Below are 18,728 nucleotides of genomic sequence, written 5' to 3'. Positions count from 1 at the left end.
GGTCCGGTTGGTAATGCGCCTTATCTGCTCGATATGTCGAAGCAGAACGTCACCGGTGTTGCTTTGGGTGCTTTTCGGTAGGGGCAGCCCCGGTTGGTGACTGCTGGAGGACGCATGCGCCTGGGTCAAATTGTCGAAACAACGTCATGAATATGAGGGCTATTCAAAACGGAACGGGCGTGCTAAAACCCTAGGACACTGGTCTAGCCGCTTGAAAAAGAAAGGAAAATCATGACCAAGTCGGAGTTGATCGAGCGCATCGTCACCCACCAGGGTCAGCTATCGTCAAAGGATGTCGAACTGGCTATCAAAACGATGCTGGAACAGATGTCTCAGGCGCTGGCGACGGGCGACCGTATCGAGATCCGGGGGTTCGGAAGCTTTTCGCTTCACTACCGAGCGCCCCGTGTTGGACGTAATCCAAAGACGGGCCAGTCTGTCCGTCTCGATGGTAAGTTCGTTCCTCATTTCAAGCCTGGCAAAGAGCTACGTGACCGGGTGAACGAGGACGAATAGTCCGTTTCGCTCCACGTCCTCTTGCATCGGCCCAAGCGGCCGATGATGATTTTATTCTCTATTTCCTCTTCCCAAAGAAAGTGGGGCGTTGCGCACGACAGATCCGCGGCCCTCATCACGAACCCGCCGATTGCTCGGATTTCTCCTTTGTCTCGCGCCGACACGGCGTTATGGTCCGGTTGCGGCAGGAAAGCCGTGATCACATCAATAAGGAGTTTCCAAATGCGCAAGTACATTTCCGCTGTTGTGTTTTCTGTTTTGGCGTCCGTTTCAGCTGTGAGCGTTGCCAACGAAACCGGCTCCGGCGCGAGCGCGGCTCAATCGGAGCAGGCTGCCATGGTCAGCCTCAATTCAGCGGATGCGGACAAGTTGCACCGCGAACTGGCGGGTGTCGGTGAAGCGAAAGCCAAAGCGATCGTGGCCTATCGCGACGAGCATGGCCCGTTCCAATCTGTAGACGAACTGTTGGAAGTGAAGGGCATTGGCGCGGCAATTCTCGAAAAGAACCGTAGCCGCCTGCAGCTGTGACACCAGCGCTTTAAGAGCAAGAAAGCCGGTCTCAGGACCGGCTTTTTCATTCCACTGTTCACCTTCGCACAGGAATAAAACCCTCCACCCATGGCCGATGTCTTGAGTGACAACCCTCCGTTTGCCGAGATGTCGACCTTCACACATGATTTGGGTCATATAAGGGTGTTGAATCCGTAAAGAGCAGGTGGAATGCGCGATTTTCAGTGGATGTATGAGTACTGCGTCAACCGTTTTGGCTCGGTTAAGGCCCTAGAGGCACGTTTGCCTGTACCGCGGTCTCAAAAGGCATTGGCGACAATGTCGGATGATCGTTACTTGTCGACGCTCACGCTACGGATCTTTCGGGCCGGACTGAAACACAGCCTTGTGGACGCGAAGTGGCCGGAGTTCGAGAAGGCCTTCTTTGGGTTCGATCCGGAAAAGGTGTCGCTGATGGGTGGCGACCATATCGAGCGTCTGATGCAAAACTCGGCGCTTATTCGGCACTTGGGCAAATTGCGGAGCGTGCCGCGCAATGCTCAGATGATCCTCGATATCCAGCGCACCCACGGAAGCTTCGCTGCCTTTATTGCCGAGTACCCTACCGATCAAATCGTAACGCTTTGGCGTGAGCTGGCACGTCAGGGCGATCAGCTCGGGGGGCTGTCGCTACCTCGCTTTTTGCGGATGGTCGGTAAGGACACATTTGTTCCGACTACGGACGTTGCGGCCGCGTTGAAGGCACAAGGCGTAATAGACAAGTTCACGATGAGCCAGAAGACGCTAAGTGCGATGCAGGATGCGTTCAACCATTGGCATGCCCAAAGCAACCGTCCGCTCTGCCAGCTTTCGGTGATGCTGGCACATACTGTCAACCACTGAACCCAGGCGGCGGGGCTGCGTTCGAATGTATGTACTGACGAGGAGGTCGTTATGGATGCATTTGGCGGTTTGTTCGGGCTCATTATTTTGGCCCTGGATATCTGGGCGATCATCAATGTGATAGGTAGCAGTGCCGAGACCGGGAAGAAGGTGCTCTGGGTCCTGCTTATTGTGATCCTGCCTGTGATAGGACTGATCATCTGGGCCCTAATGGGGCCGCGTAGCAATCGCGCCCGAGTGTAATTGATGGAGGGGACCGACGCCGCTTACGGCGGTCTCCTCCAGGCTTTTGCGAAAAGCGCCTGCGCTCGGTGATGCTGCGCCTAGTCTTGCATGATCCCCCGCGACGACTCTTCGCGAAAAACTAGAACGGTTGTATTGCGCGCTCGTGCGCTAGCAGCGCAGTCTTCTGGTCGATCCCGCCGGCATATCCCGTCAGTAATCCAGCCGATCCGATAACGCGGTGGCACGGTACGACAAGGCACAACGGGTTCCTGCCATTGGCCGCACCGACTGCACGGGCCGCGGTCGGGCGGCCGATCCTGGTCGCAACCGCGCCGTACGTCTCCGTACTGCCATACCTGATCTCGCTGACCGCTTGCCAGACGAGACGTTGGAATGCGGTGCCTGCTAGCGGCGCACAGCAAAGGCTAAAAGCTTGGCGCTTTCCTTCGAAATATTCGTCGAGTTGTTCGATGGTTTCGAGCAGAGGGTTCGGGTCGTATTTCCAATCTTCCCTAACGTGGTGATACCGCGAACCCTCGGGACTGCAAACGAGCAAAGCGTGGCCATTGTGGACCAATAGAAAGCGGCCGACGGGGCTCTCGTAATAGGTAAAGTACACGTCACTGTACCGAAGCCGACCCCAGGGGCACCGGCGTATAGTTCTGCCAAAGGTGAATGGCCGCGTACGCGCGGTAAGGCCGCCATGATTCGGCGTGATCGGCCAGGCTTCGCGCGTCAATCCCGCCGTCTCCCCAGACCGGCGCCTTCAGCAGGCCGAGATCGGATACTGGAAAGGCATCCTTTGCACCGAACGCACGAAGCGCAATGTACTGAGCTGTCCACGGTCCGATCCCTTGGAGCTGGCAAAGGCGCTCGACCAGCGCATCCGCCGTGTCGTCGATACTCAGATCCAATGTGCCTTCAGCGATACCTCGGGCAAAGCGCTGCAAGGCGTCCGCGCGTTTCTGAGGCATACCAATGCTTGAAAGATCGCCGTCGGCGATCTGCGACGCTGTTGGAAATAATCGATGGGGCATGCCTTGCGGTGAATCGACATGCTCACCGAGCCGCTCCACGATACGACCGGTAATGGTCACCGCCGCCTTGACGCTGATTTGCTGTCCTACAATGGCACGCACCGCCTGTTCGAAGGGATCGAACGCCGCAGGGAGGCGGAGACCTGGGCTCCGCTTGACTAGGGGACCCATAGTGTCATCCCGCTCGAAGTGACGTTGGATGACGTCCGGGTCGACATCGAGATCGAACATATGCCGAACGTGCGTCCTTAACCATTGGTTGTCTGTCTCCGCGCCGTATACGGTCAGCACCAGCTCGGATCGCTCGATAGCCGGGCTCACCTCAAACCAGCCAGCGCCCTCTTGGCGGCGATAGATACGGCGATAGCCGCGCTCGTCCAGTGCTTCGACGCCGGGCAGCAGGCGGAGCGCGAAGAACGCCTGAAATTGTGCCCAGTGAAAGGGAGGGGTATAGGGAAGTACGAAACGGTTTGGCGTCATGTCGTTCACGTTACTCCTGGTATCGCCGCACGGCGCTTCGATATTGCTCTTCAAACTGACCTATTGTTTTGACCGAACCGCATGCCGTGATTTCCGGAGCATCGTGGCCGTGCCGCCATGGATCTGGATATGTCGACGTTCTTCCGCCGAAAGGAACCGCGTGCGCTGGGCGCGAACTAAACTAGTGGTACGACACCGAATTCATCGCCTGAAAGGAGGTAGTTCCATGAGTGCAGCCTTCCAAGATGATGTCAGCGTTACCGTACTGCGCCGAATGAAGGAGGGCGGTTTTGACTTCACACGGGTGCATCCGATCGACTTCTTCGCGATCTTCCCTGATGAAGGATGCGCAAGGGAAGCCGCGACCCGATTCAAGGGGGAGTCAATGAACGCGCAGGTATCGGAGCGGGATGACAGTACCTGGCATTTGCAGGTCAGCAAAGTGATGCACGCGACGCGTGTCGGTATCGACGATTTCGAGCAGGACATGGAATCCGTCGTCGAGCCACTCGGCGGCGTTCTGGACGGATGGGGTGTGACGCAAGAGGTCACGGTTCCTCCAGAATAGGTTTTCCATAACCTCAAGAGCACCCAGCCGGGTGCTTTTTGCTATTCAGCCAGCCAATCCTCAATCGAATCGGTAAATGTCCATGCCGAGCGCGCCGAGCGTGAATCCCGTATGGACCAACCCGAAGCCCCCACCCGCGCCCATGGCGAAGTACAGGGGTAACAGGTGCTCGTCGCTCGGGTGGTTGCGCACGGCATGAGGCGCTCGATGGCGATAATCAAAGAGGGCGTCTCTGTCACCTGCTTCGAGGCGATCAACGACCCAGTTCTTGAAGGCGAGAGCCCAAGGGGCCGTAGCCCCGCCAGCCCCTTGCCGATCCAATTCCCCGAGGTTGTGTGTAATGCTGCCAGAACCAATCAGCAATACGCCATCCTTCCTCAACTCCGCGAGCGCGGCACCGATACGCCATGCCAGTGCCGGGCCCTTCTGACTCGGCAATGATATTTCGATCGTGGGAATATCGGCGTTCGGGTACATCAGCCTAAGTGGTACCCAGGCACCATGGTCCAAGGGACGACGTGCATCCAGTGCCGCCTCCAGCCCATCGGCGCGGAGAAGCGTCTGCACGGTCGCAGCAAGGGCGGGTTCGCCCGGCGCCGGGTATTGCAGCGCATAGAGCGCAGGAGGAAATCCTCCAAAGTCATGCCATGTCGCAGGTAATGGTGAAGACATGATCTGAATGCCGCGGCTCTCCCAGTGGGCCGACATCACCACAACGGCGCGAGGACGGGGTAAGGTGTTCGCCAACGTCAGCAATGCCGGGCCACTTTCGCCGGGCTCGAGCGCCAGCATGGGCGAGCCGTGGGATATGAAGACACTGGGTAGCATGGTTGAGCCTCCGGGAAACGAGGGCATGATGATCTATCGATTCTGACGGAAGATTAAGCGCGTTATTTCGACCTGAATAATCGAATACAGGGATATTTATGGACGCTAGTTTTTGGAAAAAACGATGGGAAGAACGTCAGATAGGCTTTCACCAGCGCCGTATCAACGAGTATTTACAAACCTATTGGCCAACCCTGGCGCTTTCACGCGATGCATCAGTGTTCGTGCCGCTCTGTGGCAAGAGCCGGGACATGCTATGGCTGGCGGACCAAGGCCATTCTGTAATCGGTGTCGAACTCGCCGAGCAGGCGATTGATGATTTCTTGTTCGAAAACCAACTCAAGGCGGAGCGCTATGAGTCTGGGCACTTCATAGCATTCGATTTGGAACGGATGCGTCTGCTCTGTGGGGACTTCTTCAAGCTGACGCCTGCTGACACGGCCTCCATCACAGCTTTCTATGATCGCGCGGCACTCATCGCGCTGCCTATGGAGATGCGTCAACGCTACGTTTCACATCTCACCAACCTTATGCGTTCCGGCACTCAAGGTCTGCTCATCGCGCTCGAATATCCGCAGCACCAGAAGGATGGGCCACCTTTTTGCGTGCCCGATGAAGAGGTCCGTGCGCTTTTCAGCCATGGCTGGACAGTGGAAACGCTTCGGGAGGACGACATGCTGCATCGAAACGAGCGCTTTCGCGATGCCGGTGTCAGTCACCTCATTGAGCGAGTGTACCGCCTGAAACGTCACTAGTGCGCATGGTCACGTTGCCGCAACCGAGGCAAGTCATGTCGTTCGATCACGCAGCCTTCGGATGAACATGTCGGCCTGGTTGTTGGCACGTGTCATCTCCTCGAAAAGGCTTTTCATGTCCTCTTCCAGACGCGTGTAAGCGTCATTGGATTGAGAGACGGCACGCGCATTCAGGCTATGCCGAAGCGAGAGCATCTGATCGCCCAGGAGATCCAGCAGCGGTTCGAAACGTGCCTCGGTCCCATTCAATTGCTCGCGTAGTGCTTCGTATTGCTGACGCGTCCTGTCGTAGTCCCCTTCTGCGGCCTGCCGCAATTGTGGACTGCGGTAGTCTCTCAGCTCTGCCTTCCATTCAGCGAAGAGGTCGTCTGCTACCGAGTCGACGCCTTGAAGGTGGTAGCGCACGTTACGCGCCCTGAGTTGGGCGGCCCGATAATCCTGTTCCAATTGTGCTTGCCGCTTATTCAGATCGCCGCTCTGAAACAGGACGACGCTGCGGTATTCAAGTAGCGTCGTCTCGAACTGTTTCTGGGCTTCGGCCTGGGCGTCGCGGACCTTTTCAATACGTTGCACCAGCAGGTCACGCTTATGAATGCCCGTATGTTCGAGCGCATCGTAGTAGAAGCTCTTGCATCCGGTAAGTAGCAGAAAAAGAAAGGCGATCGAAAACGCGCGCATAAGAAATCTCAGCTGACGGATTTTCCTTGGACCACAAAAAAACAAGGGCGGCTCGAGGCCGCCCTTACACATCTGCCTGGTGTCAGCCGCGACGACGGAGCGCCTCGATGCGCTCTTCCAGGGGCGGGTGGCTCATGAACAGGCCGGCTAGACCATTCTTGAGCGTACCGTTGATGCCGAAGGCTTGCAGGCTGTCCGGCATTTGCGCAGGGACGCCTTGTTCCGCGCGCAGGCGCTGTAGCGCTGCAATCATCGCTCCGGTGCCGGCCAGCTGTGCACCTGCTTCGTCCGCGCGGAATTCGCGTTTGCGCGAGAACCACATCACGATGATGCTCGCCAGAATACCCAGTACCAACTCAGCGAAGATGGTGGCAACAAAGTAGCCAATACCGTGGCCGTCTTCGTTCTTGAGAATCGCCTTATCCACAAAATTGCCAAAGATACGTGCGAAGAACATGACGAACGTGTTCACCACGCCTTGGATGAGCGTCAGGGTCACCATGTCGCCATTGGCAACATGACCGATTTCGTGCGCGAGCACGGCGCGGACTTCGTCCGGCGAAAAGCGCTCCAGCAATCCCTGGCTAACGGCTACCAGTGCATCGTTCTTGTTCCAGCCAGTGGCGAATGCGTTCGACTCATACGCCGGGAAGATACCCACTTCGGGCATCTTGATGCCGGCTTCGCGCGACAGCTCGGCAACGGTTTGGACGAGCCATTGTTCGTGGCGAGTGCGCGGCTGGGTGATGATCTGAGTGCCAGTGCTCATCTTCGCCATCCACTTGGAGAGGAACAGCGAAACGAAGGAGCCGGCGAAGCCAAAGACTGCACAGAAGACCAGCAGGCTTCCGTGGTTCTGGCCGGTGAAACGGTCTACACCCAGCAACTTCAACGTAATGCTGGCAATCACCAGCACAGCCAGGTTGGTGGCCAGGAACAGCACGATACGCATCATGGAATTGCGATCTCCTACGGACTCGAACGCGTTTAGTATGCCCGGCTATATAAGGTTCGGCTGGGTGTGATTCAACTGGCGACTATTTCAAACTATGTCCCCTGATGGCGGCAACCGCGGGGCCTGCAGGCTGGCAAGCAGTTCAAGATTTCGTCAGAAAACATCTCGCGGTAGTGGCGATGCGCTCGCTGTCGCGAGCGGCCAATGCTTCGCGCAGGGCATGAGCGAGACTCCCGCGTACCCGATGGACGCCTGCTGGCACATCGGCAGGAAGGTCAGCTCCGACGAGTGAGGTGAGCCGAATCACGGCTCGCTCCGTCAGGACGGCTTGGTCGAGTGCTTCGTAGTGTATTCGCGTCTCGTAGCGCAGGTAGCCCTCGTCGGCGAGCCAGAGCAATGCCGCAAGGCAGCTTTGGTGCCGCTTGCTGGGTAGACCGAATTCATCGACCGGTTCGCGGCCGATGAGATCTTCGACATAAACAGGAACGCGGCGGGGAAAGGACTGGTACAAGAGAACCAGTGCGCTGGCGACGTCCTTGTAAAAATCATCGATCTGCAGGTCCATGGCTTATCCGGGCCGACGTTACTGCTGATACGTTCGCATGAAGTTGCCGATTCGGCCGATGGCAACTTCCAGATCATCGACGCGCGGCAGCGTCACCACTCGGAAATGGTCGGGCCATGGCCAGTTGAAGGCGGTGCCCTGGACAATCAGCAGTTTTTCGGAAAGCAGCAAGTCGAGCACGAATTTCTCGTCGTTGGTAATGGGGCAAACCTTCGGATCAATGCGGGGGAAGGCATAAAGCGCGCCCATCGGTTTGACGCAGCTGATCCCAGGAATGTCGTTTAGCAGCTCCCAGGTCCGGTTGCGCTGCTCCAGCAAACGTCCCGGCGGCAGTACCAGGTCATTGATGCTTTGATAGCCACCCAGCGCGGTCTGGATGGCATGTTGCGCTGGCACATTCGCACACAGGCGCATGTTGGCGAGGATGTCGATTCCCTCGATATAGCTTTGCGCACGGGCCTTCGGCCCCGAAATGGCGACCCAGCCGGAGCGGAAGCCCGCCACGCGGTAAGACTTGGACAGACCATTGAAGGTCAGGCACAGGACGTCGGGCGCCAATGAGGCCGTTGAGATGTGGACGGCGTCGTCATAGAGAATCTTGTCGTAGATCTCGTCAGAGAAGATCACCAGATTGTGCTTGCGTGCCAGCTCGACCATGCCTTGCAGCACTTCGCGTGAATAGACGGCGCCGGTCGGGTTGTTTGGGTTGATGATCACCATAGCCTTGGTGTTCGGCGTGATCTTGGCTTCGATGTCGCTCAGGTCCGGCCACCAGTTGGCCTGCTCGTCGCAGATGTAGTGAACTGGATTGCCGCCTGAAAGTGCCACCGCGGCTGTCCAGAGCGGATAGTCCGGCGCTGGAATGAGGACGTCGTCACCGTTGTTGAGCAACGCTTGCATGCACATCACGATGAGCTCGGAGACGCCGTTACCCAGATAGATGTCCTCGATACCGATGCCTTCTACCTGCTTCTGCTGGTAGTACTGCATGACCGCCTTGCGAGCACTGAACAACCCTTTGGAATCGCTGTAGCCCTGGGCCGTCGGCAGATTACGAATGACGTCCTGAAGGATCTCTTCGGGTGCCTCGAAGCCAAACGGCGCAGGGTTGCCAATATTGAGCTTGAGGACACGGTGGCCTTCTTCCTCGAGACGCTTGGCATGACGAAGCACCGGGCCGCGAATGTCGTAACAGACGTTAGCGAGCTTATTGGACTTGCTGAGCTGCATGGCGGAGTTTCCGAACAGAGTGCAGGGCGCCTCGTGCGGGGGAATGACGGCCGGACGAGCACTTGGCAGGGGGAGGGCGGGAGTGACAGACTCAATCCCACAGAGGGTGCATCATACGTTCGAGCCAACCGTCGGAAAAGGGTGGGGCGGGCTTTTTACCTGCACCAATGCCCTCATATCCCAGCGGAGCGGCATGCCAGTATCTGGCAGCGCAGCGTGTATTCCCCCCACGAACGGTCCATAGATAGATTCGAGAGGTTTCCCCATGTCCCGAGTGGAAAAAGACGTCGCCGACTGGCGCGAAGAGCTGAGCGAGCAGGACTTCCATATTTGTCGACTGGGCGGAACGGAGCGGGCGTTCACAGGCGAGTATTACGCAACTAAAACGCCAGGAATCTACCGATGCAAATGCTGCGACGCGGCCTTGTTTGACTCTGATGCCAAATACGACTCGGGGAGCGGCTGGCCAAGCTACTTTCAGCCCGTGAGCGAAGATGCGATTGCCCAACGTGATGACTTCAGCCACAACATGCATCGTATCGAAGTGCTATGTGCACAGTGCGATGCCCATCTTGGCCACCTGTTTCCGGATGGCCCCAATCCGACAGGACTGCGCTATTGCATCAACTCGGCCTCGTTAAGGCTTGAGCCGCGTGGTTGATCGGGAGGAGGGAACCTCCTCCCCGACCGATTCTCTACTGGCCATCCCCTGCCGTTTGATGAGTGGTCAGGACACAACGCTTGGGGCGTTCGGCGCCCGGGCGTTGTTGATTGTTAATACGGCAAGCCGATGCGGATTCACACCGCAATACGAGGGGCTTGAATCGCTCTGGCAGTCGTATGGCGACCAGGGCCTCACCGTGCTGGGCTTCCCTTGTAACCAATTCGGCAAACAGGAACCGGGCAGTGCCGAGGAAATTTTGGCGTTCTGCGAGGCGCGCTTCGGCGTGAGTTTCCCGCTGTTCGAGAAGGTCCAGGTGAACGGCCCAGCGGCCCATCCGCTCTTTCATGCGTTGAGGAAGCGCGCACCAGGACTGCTAGGTAGTCGTATCAAGTGGAATTTCACCAAGTTTCTCGTCGACACGCGCAGTGGCGTAGTGCAGCGTTATTCGCCCACGACCAAGCCGCATACGTTAAAGGCCGATATAGAGCGTATTCTCGGCGATCAGCTCTGATCGCCGGAGGGCTCGCTGCCGGGCTCCGGCTGCCACGCTTCAAGCCTTTGACGAAGATCCTCGCGGTTGAAGGGTTTGGCGAGATAATCGTCCATGCCTGCCGCTCTGCATCGATCCCGTTCGTCTGGCATCGCATTGGCGGTCAGCGCAATGATGGGCAGGTGCGCCCACCTTGATTGCTCCCGGATGCGACGACTGGCTTCGTAGCCGTCCATGACCGGCATGTTGCAGTCCATCAGCACGATGTCGACCTCGTGCTTGTCCAGATAAGCCAGTGCTTCGCCGCCATGGTTCGCCAGTGCAACCTGGTAGCCGAGGCGTGTCAGCATCGTCTTGGCGACAAGCTGATTCACGGGGTTGTCCTCGACCAGCAGCACGCAGCACTGTGTCGTTAGGGGTAGCAGTTGATCGACACGCGCCCTCGCTTTAGGTGTTTCGCCGCTCAATAAGCGGCCGAGCGTTTCATGAAGCGCGTCCCGTGAGACGGGGCGGGCAAGCTGCTCGAACGGCTGCAGCGCTCCGGCTGCATCGGCCCTGAGCAAGCGTCCATAGGTGGTAACGAGAAGGATCGGGCGAGGCGTTTGCTGCCTGAGCGTTCGAGCCGTGCGAGCATCGGCTGCCACATACAGATCCGCATCCAGATGCCCGGAGCACCTCGGGCTCGATCTGGTATATAAGGCCCCACTGTCGCGCCCAGGTTTCGAGCATCTCCGCCAGCCCACTACCGACCGGGCCCACGAATACGGCATGTCCATCCAGAGCCGAGTTAGCCTTGGGAGGCGAACAGGCCGCGAGCGGCAACACGACGGAGAACTCGCTGCCGCGACCTTCCTGGGAAACGACGTTGAGCGTACCGTTCATGGCGTCGCAAAGGGTTCGCGTCAGGGCAAGACCCAGTCCGGTGCCGCCGAATTGCCGCGTTGTGCCCGTCGAGGCCTGGCGGAACGGCTGGAACAATCTAGGCAGTGCGTCTTCAGCGATTCCGATGCCCGTATCGCGTATCGAGACCTGCACTCCGGTATCAACAGGGGCCACGAAAACGTCGACCCGACCGGCGTGAGTGAACTTCAATGCATTGAACAGCAGATTGCTGACTATCTGGCGGATACGCGTCGGGTCGCCCAGTAACGTTGCCGGTAGGTCGGGTGCGATGTGGCAAGTCAGTTCGACAGCCGCCGCAGCGTTTTGAGAGAGCAGATTGGCTGTGTCTTCGACCAGCCCTCCCAGGTCGAATGGAATACGTTCGAGTTCGTATTCACCCGCTTCGAATTTGGAGAGGTCGAGGAAGTCATTGAGCAGACCAACGAGCACCTTGCCTGAGTCATGCGCAATTTCGAGTTGCTGCCGCTGTTGTACGTTGAGCTCGCCATCCAGAGATAGGGCGATCATCCCGAGCAGTCCGTTGAGCGGCGTGCGGATTTCATGACTCATGTGCGCCAGAAAGGCCGCTCGTTGTTGAGCCATGTCGAGCGCCGTGCGCCGCGCCTTGTCCAGGTTGCGGTTGGACTCACTGAGCTGGCGATTAGCCGTTTCGAGCTCCTGCGTGCGCGCTGACACGATCTCTTCAAGTTGCGAAAGGTTATGGGCTACCCGTTCCTCTGCGGCCTGGCGCTGGGCCATCTCGATACCGATGCTATGGCGCTGGCGGTTGATCGCGTCGATCAGGACGCCGATCTCATCGCGTTCATGTCCCGGCGGGCACGGTACCGGCTCGAGGAGTCCGCGGCGCGGGTCCTTGCGGTCGACGGTCCGGGCCAATGCCACCAGGGGTTTGGTGAGCATGAAATGAAACAGCACCAACAGAATGAGCGAAAGCAGAAGGCTTCGAACGAAACCGCTGGCGATCGTCAGCACCGCGCGATTCAGAAAATGGTTGCCGAAGGCGAACGTGTCAACCTCAAGCCTCAGTGTGCCTAGGTGCTCGGCTGGGGCGTGGGCCACTCTCAGTGGCTCCTCGAATACCCGCGTAGCGCCGAAAAGGCGATCACTGATAAAGCGGTAGTTGCTATGCATCAGCGAACGAGAAGTGGTCGCTAACGCCGTTCCGTTATGGTCGAGCATCTCCGCCTTGAAGATGGCCGGCGAGCGGATCAGCCCAAGGACCAGTTCCTGTGCCAGTTCGTCGTCGATGTTGTAGGCGATGCGAGCGGCAGGCGTATGGGTCACTTTGAGGAGCGCCTCGATTTCGCGGTTGATGGCCGCGTCTTCGCTGGCATAATCAATGCCCACCTGAACCAGGCTCAACGACATTCCAAGCAGGAACGCCACCAGTACGGTGAGGCCGGCTTGTTTGAAAGACAGCCGTTGGCGGCGTGGTATTTCCATTCGTCGTGAGCATCCCTGGCTGAGCGAGGCAAGCATAGTCGTCATGGCTGTTCGTCCGCTAGCCACCGCGCGACCATCGAACTTCGAGGAGCACACATTTTGGATCATCAGTTGAGCGCGTTCCTTCAGCAGGCCCAGGCCGTTCTTACGCGGTTGGAGCCTTTGCTGCCTGCCGTGCGGGAGACCATCGACTGGAACGTAGAGGTTGCCGCACGCTGGGTCCGTGAAGGCCGCAGCGGCTATTTGAACCCTGTGAGGGTCAATCTCGATCTGAAGCTGGACGACCTTCATGGCATCGATACCCAAAGACGGCAGATGGCGGCCAATACACGCCAGTTCGTCGAAGGCATGCCTGCAAACCATGTCCTGCTCTGGGGCGCGCGCGGCACCGGTAAGTCATCCCTGGTACGGGCGCTATTGGCTGAGCATGCTGGCGCCGGGCTAAGGCTGATCGAGATCGAGCGCGACCATCTGGCCGATCTGCCTCGTGTCGTCGAATCCCTGGCCGGGCTCCAGCATCGATTCGTTCTGTTCTGTGACGACTTGTCCTTCGAATCCGGAGAAGGCGATTACCGGGTGCTTAAAAGCGTTCTCGATGGCTCGTTGGAGCGCGCCCCGGATAATGTACTGCTGTACGCGACATCCAACAGGCGTCACCTGTTACCTGAAAAGGAAAGCGACAACGCGAATTGGCAGCACGGCAGCAACGGCGAATTGCATCCGAGTGAAGCCGTCGAGGACAAGATTGCCCTGTCGGACCGATTCGGGCTCTGGCTGTCGTTCTATCCGTTCAGTCAGGAGCAATTCCTCGACGTTGTGAAGCATTGGATCACGGTTCTGGCGGAGCAGGCCCATTTGGAATGGACCTGGGATGAGTCCCTGGAAAAAGAAGCAATCCGCTGGGCGACGGGACGAGGCAACCGCAATGGTCGGTGCGCCTACCAGTTCGCGCGCCAATGGGTAGGCCGTACATTGTTGGAGCGAAACTCATGATTGACCTGAATGCGACGGGGGCCGGCAAGTCCGGCTACGACCTGCTCGAGGCACAGACGGTCGCCTTGCTGCATGGAGAGCGTGATTTCATCGCCAATGCGGCTCAGTTCGCTGCGTTGCTCTTTCACGAAGTTGAAGGCCTGAACTGGGCAGGCTTTTACCTTGTGAAAGACGGCGAGCTCGTACTAGGACCGTTTCAGGGTAAGGTCGCTTGCGTGCGGATTCCCTTCGGGCGCGGGGTCTGTGGTGCCGCAGCGCAGTCGCGCGAAACGCAGCGTGTAGAGGATGTCCATGCGTTCCCTGGCCATATCGCTTGCGACAGTGCGTCGAACAGCGAGCTGGTCGTGCCGCTTATAAAGGACGGGCTGCTGATCGGCGTCCTGGATTTGGACAGTCCGCACATAGGTCGCTTCACGGAAGATGACCAGAAAGGCATTGAGCGGCTGGTGGCAGCGTTTCTCGCGGCAACGGATTGCTGAAACAAACAGGGCGGCTTCAATGAGCCGCCCTCGTTCAGTCGTACATGTTCTTCTTTTTCCATCCGTCCTCGTTGATCGCATCGAGGCCGTCATTGAGCTCGCTTGCGGCGTCCGTCTGTGGTGCGTCCAGCGCCTTTACCATTTGTTCGGTGCTTTCGAGCATTTGCTGCAGGCGTTCAAGCTGCGGTTTGTATTGCGTCTGGTCAGGCTGCTTGCGCAGGTATTGAAGCCCCCGCTCGAATGCCAGTCGTGCCTGCCGAGGCTGTTTCTGTTGCAGCGCTAAACGACCTGCGTTCTCGAAGAGTTCGCCATGAGAAAGCACGAGCATCTTCTTTATTTCCTGGACCCAACGCTTGGCCTCGGCTTGTGTAATGACGCCATCCTGCGCGGCGCGCCCGAGCTGCCCATGCAGTGCTTCGAACTGGAAACGCAGATCCTTGACCTTGGCTTCGCTCGCCATCGGTTGAGGTGGATTGCTGGCGATTGCCGACTCGCCTGCCTCTACAATCGTTTTCAGTTCGGCAACGAGCTTTGATAGTTCGTCATTCTGTTTCTCCAGTGGGAGCAGCCGCTGAGCCAAACCAAGACGAATCCTGATCAGCAACAGTTTGAGCGATGGCGGCGCAAACTGGCCGGGTAGGGTTTCCGCCAGGCTGCCGCACCGCTTGATGCGGTCGGAGAGGTCCGCACGCTGTCGCGCCTTCTCTAGTTTGCTCGCTTCGAGCATGTGATTGGCGTAGACGATCATCATCAGGACGAACAGCCCCGCCACGATGAATGAGACGATGAGGACGGAGGACATCTGTCCGAATTCCTTCTGGGATGATGGCGCTTGGCCAGAGTCTACGCGGCCGCCGCCGCGTTGGATACCGCAAAACCTTATACAGGGTGTCGGCACGGTGTACGCATTCTGTAGCTGGACGATCGACCGGATATCCGCCAGCTCTGTCGTTTGAAGACACTATAGACACAAGGTTAATGGATGGCTGCGATTGCCGTCCCAGACGCTGAAGTCGTTGATTTAAAAAAATTTTCACAGAAGGGTTGACGACGCTATAAGGCGTCCATAAAATGCGCGCCACTTCCAGCGAGAACGCGAAAGCGGAAACGAAGGAAGCCGGAAAAGCTGTTGAAGTTCCGGGCCACGTCCCCTTCGTCTAGTGGCCTAGGACACCGCCCTTTCACGGCGGTAACAGGGGTTCGAGTCCCCTAGGGGACGCCATGCGGGAATAGCTCAGTTGGTAGAGCACGACCTTGCCAAGGTCGGGGTCGCGAGTTCGAGTCTCGTTTCCCGCTCCAAATTGACAAAAACGCCACTCAGTCGAGTGGCGTTTTTGTTTGCGTGCGTTTTACGCCATTTGGTCGAGCTTCGCTGAAAGGCAATCGTCAATGACGACTGCTCTCCTGCGGTACGCCCAGCAGCTGTCGCTCCTGATTCCAGTCAAACGACTCACCACGTGTCTCTGCCTCATGACGGCGCTCATCGAGCTGCTGATACATGGAGATCTCGTCATCCGGCATGTAGTGCAGGCAGTCACCGCCAAAGAACCACAGCAGATCCCGCGGGACTTGATGAGCAATTTGCGGATAGCGATGGAAAACCTGGCAGATCATGTCCTGGCCCAGATGCCGGTCCTCCGGGATGTCAGGAAGGGCCATGATGAGTTCGTCCAGGCGCTGAACGAATTGCGTATGGCTGTCGTCCGGAATTTGCTCGCGCTCACCCATACTCACGAGCAGGCCGCGCAGATGGGCGAGGAGGGCGAGATTGTGATCAAAGTAGTTCTTGCTGACCATTGAGATGCCTATCGAGTTGGGGGGGCGAAGTATAGGGATCGAACGACGGCAATCACAGGCTTGGCCTATGGCTGTCTGCGGTCGGTCGCTCACCTCCATACAGTATTCGTACACGATCCGGGCGGGGCGTTCCCGAAAATGAAGTCCGATAACGGTTGGGCGCCGGGCGGTCGGATCGACTAAGCTGCAAGCTGGCACGGGGGGTATCGATGCTGAAAATCTGGGGCAGACCAAACTCAAACAACGTCCGAAAGGCACTCTGGTGCGCTGAAGAGCTGGGCCTGGCTTATGAGCGAATTGACGCTGGTGGTGCATTCGGCAGAGTGAATGAGCCGGGCTTCCTGGCAATGAACCCTAATGCCCGCATCCCGGTGCTTGAGGACGGCGAACAGGTGCTGTGGGAATCCAACGCTATTGTGCGCTACCTCGCTGCGCGCTATTCGCGTGGTGAGCTATGGCAGGAGGATCCGGCGGAGCGTGCATCGGCGGACCGTTGGATGGACTGGGCAAGCAGTACCTTCGTCCCTGTATTCACACCGGCATTCGTTGGACTGGTGCGAACGCCTGCCAGCCAGCGCGACGAAGCGCACATCGAAGTTGCGCTCCGCCAGTGCGAGGCCGCACTCCTTTTGCTCGATGCAGAGCTGGCGCGTCGCCCTTTCCTGTCAGGGGATGCGTTGGGTATCGGTGATATCCCAATGGGCACCTTTATATATGCCTGGTTCGGCTTGCCGATTAACCGGCAAACGCTGCCAAACGTGGAGCGCTGGTATCAGGCGCTTCGCTCCAGGCCGGCGTACCAGTGTGCTGTCATGACAGAGCTGACCTGAACTGAATCCTCGAACATGCGTAACGGTCTGACGTTTACCGTTGCAATTTTCAGATACACCCCTATCTAAGTACGTCGCTCCTGATCGGCTGCTTGCGTTTGGCGTGCTTTCATCTGACGCAGCGCTCGGACACGGGGCGGTCCTCTCTTTTCTTACTACTTTACGAGCCATTTTTATGAGTTCTGCGCTGGCCATCCGGCAGTTGACCAAAACATATGGAAACGGCTTTCAGGCCCTCAAGGGCATCGATCTGGACGTCAAGGAAGGCGATTTCTTTGCATTGCTCGGCCCTAATGGCGCCGGTAAATCCACCACGATTGGGATCCTGTCGACCCTGGTCAACAAGTCCTCCGGAACGGTCAATGTGTTTGGCCATGATCTGGACAAGGACCCTGCCGGTTTGAAGCGATGCCTGGGCGTCGTGCCTCAGGAGTTCAACTTCAACCAGTTCGAGAAAGTCTTCGATATCGTCGTCACCCAGGCGGGCTACTACGGTATCCCGCGCCGTATCGCCGCCGAGCGTGCTGAGCGCTATTTGAATCAGCTGGGTCTTTGGGATAAGCGCGATGCGGCTTCCCGGGAGCTGTCTGGCGGAATGAAACGCCGGCTGATGATTGCGCGGGCCCTGGTCCATGAACCCCGTTTGCTGATTCTGGACGAGCCGACCGCGGGCGTGGATATCGAGCTTCGCCGTTCAATGTGGAGTTTCCTGTCTGGTCTGAACCAACAGGGAATCACCATCATCCTCACGACGCATTATCTCGAAGAGGCAGAGCAGCTGTGCCGGAATATCGGAATCATCGACCACGGCACGATTGTCGAGAACACCAGCATGAAGGCACTTCTGATGCAGCTTCACGTTGAGACGTTCCTGCTCGATCTGAAGGAATCCAGGCCCGCAGTACCCCAGCTTCGGGGCTACCCTGCCACGATGGTGGATCACCATACCCTCGAGGTGCAGGTCGACAAGAGCGTGGGCGTTACCGATCTGTTCCGTCAGCTGGCCGAGCAGAATATCGAGGTGGTGAGCCTGCGTAACAAATCCAACCGACTCGAGGAGCTGTTCGTGTCTCTGGTGGAAAAGAATCTGGCGAAGGTGGCGAAATGAGCACCGAGCTGAAATCCAACCTGGTCGCGCTCGAGACCATCGTCAAGCGCGAGGTCCGCCGTTTCACGCGCATCTGGCCACAAACCTTGCTGCCGCCAGCAATCACCATGGTGCTGTATTTCGTGATCTTCGGCACGCTGATTGGTCAGCGTATCGGCGAGATGGGCGGCTTCACCTATATGGAATACATCGTGCCCGGGTTGATCATGATGTCCGTGATCACGAACTCCTATAGCAACGTGGTATCCAGCTTCTTCGGGAGCAAGTTTCAGCGCAATATTGAAGAGTTGCTGGTTTCGCCTGTGTCGCCGCACACCATTCTTCTGGGATATGTCGCGGGGGGGGTATTACGCGGGTTGGCCGTAGGGCTGATCGTAACGGTCTTGTCCTTCTTCTTCACCCAGATGCAGGTTCACCATTTGGGCGTTACCGTTCTGGTTGTCTTCCTGACGGCAACAATCTTCGCGCTCGGCGGTTTCATCAACGCGGTGTTCGCACGTAACTTCGACGACATTTCCATCGTGCCGACCTTCGTCTTGACGCCGCTGACCTATCTGGGTGGGGTGTTTTATTCGATTCACCTGCTACCGCCATTCTGGCAGACGGTGTCGCTGGTCAACCCGATTCTGCACATGGTGAATTCGTTCCGCTACGGGATCCTGGGCGTCTCGGATATCCATATTGGCGTCGCGATCAGCTTCATGCTGGTAGCTGCCGTCGTGCTGTATGTTGTATGCGTGAGGCTACTCACCAGCGGCCGCGGCATGCGTCACTGATAGCGTGGGTCGAGTG

The 18,728-nt window shown here is 57.9% G+C and carries 22 protein-coding genes, 2 tRNA genes and 1 pseudogene; 15 read left to right on the top strand and 10 right to left on the bottom strand.

Annotated elements, in window-relative coordinates; all coding sequences use genetic code 11:
- Nucleotides 1-231 precede the first annotated feature (231 nt).
- The 4 genes from ihfB (at nucleotide 232) to ACY8D3_RS13030 (ending at nucleotide 2,151) form a co-directional block, all read left to right on the top strand.
- Nucleotides 232-516: an integration host factor subunit beta gene (ihfB, locus tag ACY8D3_RS13045; RefSeq protein WP_003243558.1), complete on the top strand. Its 285-nt coding sequence runs from the start codon at nucleotides 232-234 to the stop codon at nucleotides 514-516.
- A gap of 222 nt (nucleotides 517-738) precedes the next feature.
- The gene (locus ACY8D3_RS13040; RefSeq protein WP_462384372.1) at nucleotides 739-1,044 is read left to right on the top strand and encodes a ComEA family DNA-binding protein; all 306 of its coding nucleotides are present in this window, start codon (nucleotides 739-741) and stop codon (nucleotides 1,042-1,044) included.
- A 192-nt stretch (nucleotides 1,045-1,236) separates the two neighbouring features.
- Nucleotides 1,237-1,908, top strand: a complete 672-nt coding sequence (locus tag ACY8D3_RS13035; RefSeq protein WP_462379196.1) for a DNA-3-methyladenine glycosylase I — start codon at nucleotides 1,237-1,239, stop codon at nucleotides 1,906-1,908.
- A gap of 51 nt (nucleotides 1,909-1,959) precedes the next feature.
- A complete protein-coding gene (locus ACY8D3_RS13030; protein ID WP_462379195.1) occupies nucleotides 1,960-2,151 on the top strand; it encodes a PLDc N-terminal domain-containing protein in 192 nt (63 codons plus the stop codon).
- A gap of 121 nt (nucleotides 2,152-2,272) precedes the next feature.
- Here the strand turns inward: ACY8D3_RS13030 and ACY8D3_RS13025 are convergent, their stop codons facing one another.
- Both ACY8D3_RS13025 and ACY8D3_RS13020 read right to left on the bottom strand, forming a co-directional pair.
- Entirely contained in the window at nucleotides 2,273-2,752 is a 480-nt protein-coding gene (locus tag ACY8D3_RS13025) for a methylated-DNA--[protein]-cysteine S-methyltransferase (RefSeq protein WP_462379194.1), read from the bottom strand.
- A gap of 1 nt (nucleotide 2,753) precedes the next feature.
- Nucleotides 2,754-3,650 carry a DNA-3-methyladenine glycosylase family protein gene (locus ACY8D3_RS13020; RefSeq protein ID WP_462379193.1) on the bottom strand — a complete coding sequence of 299 codons (897 nt, stop codon included), beginning with the start codon at nucleotides 3,648-3,650 and terminating at the stop codon, nucleotides 2,754-2,756.
- 226 nt (nucleotides 3,651-3,876) lie between these two features.
- Between ACY8D3_RS13020 and ACY8D3_RS13015 the strand changes: the two genes are divergently transcribed.
- Nucleotides 3,877-4,218: a ribonuclease E inhibitor RraB gene (locus ACY8D3_RS13015; protein ID WP_462379192.1), complete on the top strand. Its 342-nt coding sequence runs from the start codon at nucleotides 3,877-3,879 to the stop codon at nucleotides 4,216-4,218.
- Nucleotides 4,219-4,278: 60 nt separating this feature from the next.
- Here the strand turns inward: ACY8D3_RS13015 and ACY8D3_RS13010 are convergent, their stop codons facing one another.
- Nucleotides 4,279-5,046 carry a DODA-type extradiol aromatic ring-opening family dioxygenase gene (locus ACY8D3_RS13010; RefSeq protein ID WP_462379191.1) on the bottom strand — a complete coding sequence of 256 codons (768 nt, stop codon included), beginning with the start codon at nucleotides 5,044-5,046 and terminating at the stop codon, nucleotides 4,279-4,281.
- Nucleotides 5,047-5,144: 98 nt separating this feature from the next.
- Here ACY8D3_RS13010 and ACY8D3_RS13005 point away from each other — a divergent pair, with 98 nt between their 5' ends.
- Nucleotides 5,145-5,801 (top strand): thiopurine S-methyltransferase, encoded by a 657-nt coding sequence (locus ACY8D3_RS13005; protein WP_462379190.1) that lies wholly within the window; start codon nucleotides 5,145-5,147, stop codon nucleotides 5,799-5,801.
- Nucleotides 5,802-5,834: 33 nt separating this feature from the next.
- On the opposite strand, the gene ACY8D3_RS13000 is transcribed toward ACY8D3_RS13005, so the two are convergent.
- The 4 genes from ACY8D3_RS13000 to ACY8D3_RS12985 form a co-directional block, all read right to left on the bottom strand.
- Nucleotides 5,835-6,479 (bottom strand): DUF2959 family protein, encoded by a 645-nt coding sequence (locus ACY8D3_RS13000; RefSeq protein WP_462379189.1) that lies wholly within the window; start codon nucleotides 6,477-6,479, stop codon nucleotides 5,835-5,837.
- Between the two features lie 82 nt (nucleotides 6,480-6,561).
- Nucleotides 6,562-7,434, bottom strand: a complete 873-nt coding sequence (gene htpX, locus ACY8D3_RS12995; RefSeq protein WP_462379188.1) for a protease HtpX — start codon at nucleotides 7,432-7,434, stop codon at nucleotides 6,562-6,564.
- A 142-nt stretch (nucleotides 7,435-7,576) separates the two neighbouring features.
- Nucleotides 7,577-7,999 carry a hypothetical protein gene (locus ACY8D3_RS12990; RefSeq protein ID WP_462379187.1) on the bottom strand — a complete coding sequence of 141 codons (423 nt, stop codon included), beginning with the start codon at nucleotides 7,997-7,999 and terminating at the stop codon, nucleotides 7,577-7,579.
- 18 nt (nucleotides 8,000-8,017) lie between these two features.
- On the bottom strand, nucleotides 8,018-9,229 hold the full coding sequence (locus ACY8D3_RS12985; RefSeq protein ID WP_462379186.1) for a pyridoxal phosphate-dependent aminotransferase: 1,212 nt from the start codon (nucleotides 9,227-9,229) through the stop codon (nucleotides 8,018-8,020).
- Nucleotides 9,230-9,494: 265 nt separating this feature from the next.
- Between ACY8D3_RS12985 and msrB the strand changes: the two genes are divergently transcribed.
- The gene (gene msrB / locus ACY8D3_RS12980; protein ID WP_462379185.1) at nucleotides 9,495-9,890 is read left to right on the top strand and encodes a peptide-methionine (R)-S-oxide reductase MsrB; all 396 of its coding nucleotides are present in this window, start codon (nucleotides 9,495-9,497) and stop codon (nucleotides 9,888-9,890) included.
- Nucleotides 9,891-9,948: 58 nt separating this feature from the next.
- A complete protein-coding gene (locus ACY8D3_RS12975) occupies nucleotides 9,949-10,404 on the top strand; it encodes a glutathione peroxidase (protein ID WP_462379184.1) in 456 nt (151 codons plus the stop codon).
- Here the strand turns inward: ACY8D3_RS12975 and ACY8D3_RS12970 are convergent.
- Nucleotides 10,395-12,729: pseudogene (locus tag ACY8D3_RS12970) on the bottom strand (response regulator). The gene ACY8D3_RS12975 and the pseudogene ACY8D3_RS12970 overlap by 10 nt on opposite strands.
- Nucleotides 12,730-12,828: 99 nt before the next feature.
- Between ACY8D3_RS12970 and ACY8D3_RS12965 the strand changes: the two are divergent.
- Both ACY8D3_RS12965 and ACY8D3_RS12960 read left to right on the top strand, forming a co-directional pair.
- Nucleotides 12,829-13,722, top strand: a complete 894-nt coding sequence (locus ACY8D3_RS12965; RefSeq protein WP_462379182.1) for an ATP-binding protein — start codon at nucleotides 12,829-12,831, stop codon at nucleotides 13,720-13,722.
- Complete coding sequence (locus ACY8D3_RS12960) at nucleotides 13,719-14,201, top strand: GAF domain-containing protein (protein ID WP_462379181.1); 483 nt, start codon at nucleotides 13,719-13,721, stop codon at nucleotides 14,199-14,201. Before ACY8D3_RS12965 ends, ACY8D3_RS12960 begins: the two co-directional genes overlap by 4 nt.
- A 34-nt stretch (nucleotides 14,202-14,235) precedes the next feature.
- Here the strand turns inward: ACY8D3_RS12960 and ACY8D3_RS12955 are convergent, their stop codons facing one another.
- Nucleotides 14,236-15,003, bottom strand: coding sequence for a hypothetical protein (locus tag ACY8D3_RS12955; RefSeq protein WP_462379180.1), 768 nt, complete (start codon nucleotides 15,001-15,003; stop codon nucleotides 14,236-14,238).
- Between the two features lie 344 nt (nucleotides 15,004-15,347).
- Between ACY8D3_RS12955 and ACY8D3_RS12950 the strand changes: the two genes are divergently transcribed.
- A tRNA-Glu gene (locus ACY8D3_RS12950) sits at nucleotides 15,348-15,423 on the top strand.
- A gap of 1 nt (nucleotide 15,424) precedes the next feature.
- Nucleotides 15,425-15,500: transfer RNA gene (locus ACY8D3_RS12945), tRNA-Gly, on the top strand.
- A gap of 87 nt (nucleotides 15,501-15,587) precedes the next feature.
- Here ACY8D3_RS12945 and ACY8D3_RS12940 read toward each other — a convergent pair.
- Nucleotides 15,588-15,998, bottom strand: coding sequence for a PA2817 family protein (locus ACY8D3_RS12940; RefSeq protein WP_462379179.1), 411 nt, complete (start codon nucleotides 15,996-15,998; stop codon nucleotides 15,588-15,590).
- A gap of 209 nt (nucleotides 15,999-16,207) precedes the next feature.
- Here ACY8D3_RS12940 and ACY8D3_RS12935 point away from each other — a divergent pair, with 209 nt between their 5' ends.
- The 3 genes from ACY8D3_RS12935 (at nucleotide 16,208) to ACY8D3_RS12925 (ending at nucleotide 18,712) form a co-directional block, all read left to right on the top strand.
- On the top strand, nucleotides 16,208-16,828 hold the full coding sequence (locus ACY8D3_RS12935) for a glutathione S-transferase family protein (RefSeq protein ID WP_462379178.1): 621 nt from the start codon (nucleotides 16,208-16,210) through the stop codon (nucleotides 16,826-16,828).
- 175 nt (nucleotides 16,829-17,003) lie between these two features.
- Nucleotides 17,004-17,936 (top strand): ABC transporter ATP-binding protein, encoded by a 933-nt coding sequence (locus tag ACY8D3_RS12930; RefSeq protein WP_462379177.1) that lies wholly within the window; start codon nucleotides 17,004-17,006, stop codon nucleotides 17,934-17,936.
- Nucleotides 17,933-18,712 (top strand): ABC transporter permease, encoded by a 780-nt coding sequence (locus ACY8D3_RS12925; RefSeq protein ID WP_462379176.1) that lies wholly within the window; start codon nucleotides 17,933-17,935, stop codon nucleotides 18,710-18,712. Before ACY8D3_RS12930 ends, ACY8D3_RS12925 begins: the two co-directional genes overlap by 4 nt.
- Nucleotides 18,713-18,728 lie beyond the last annotated feature (16 nt).

This window comes from Pseudomonas sp. Marseille-QA0892 (genome assembly GCF_054950135.1).
This window is presented reverse-complemented; position numbering and strand designations above follow the sequence as displayed.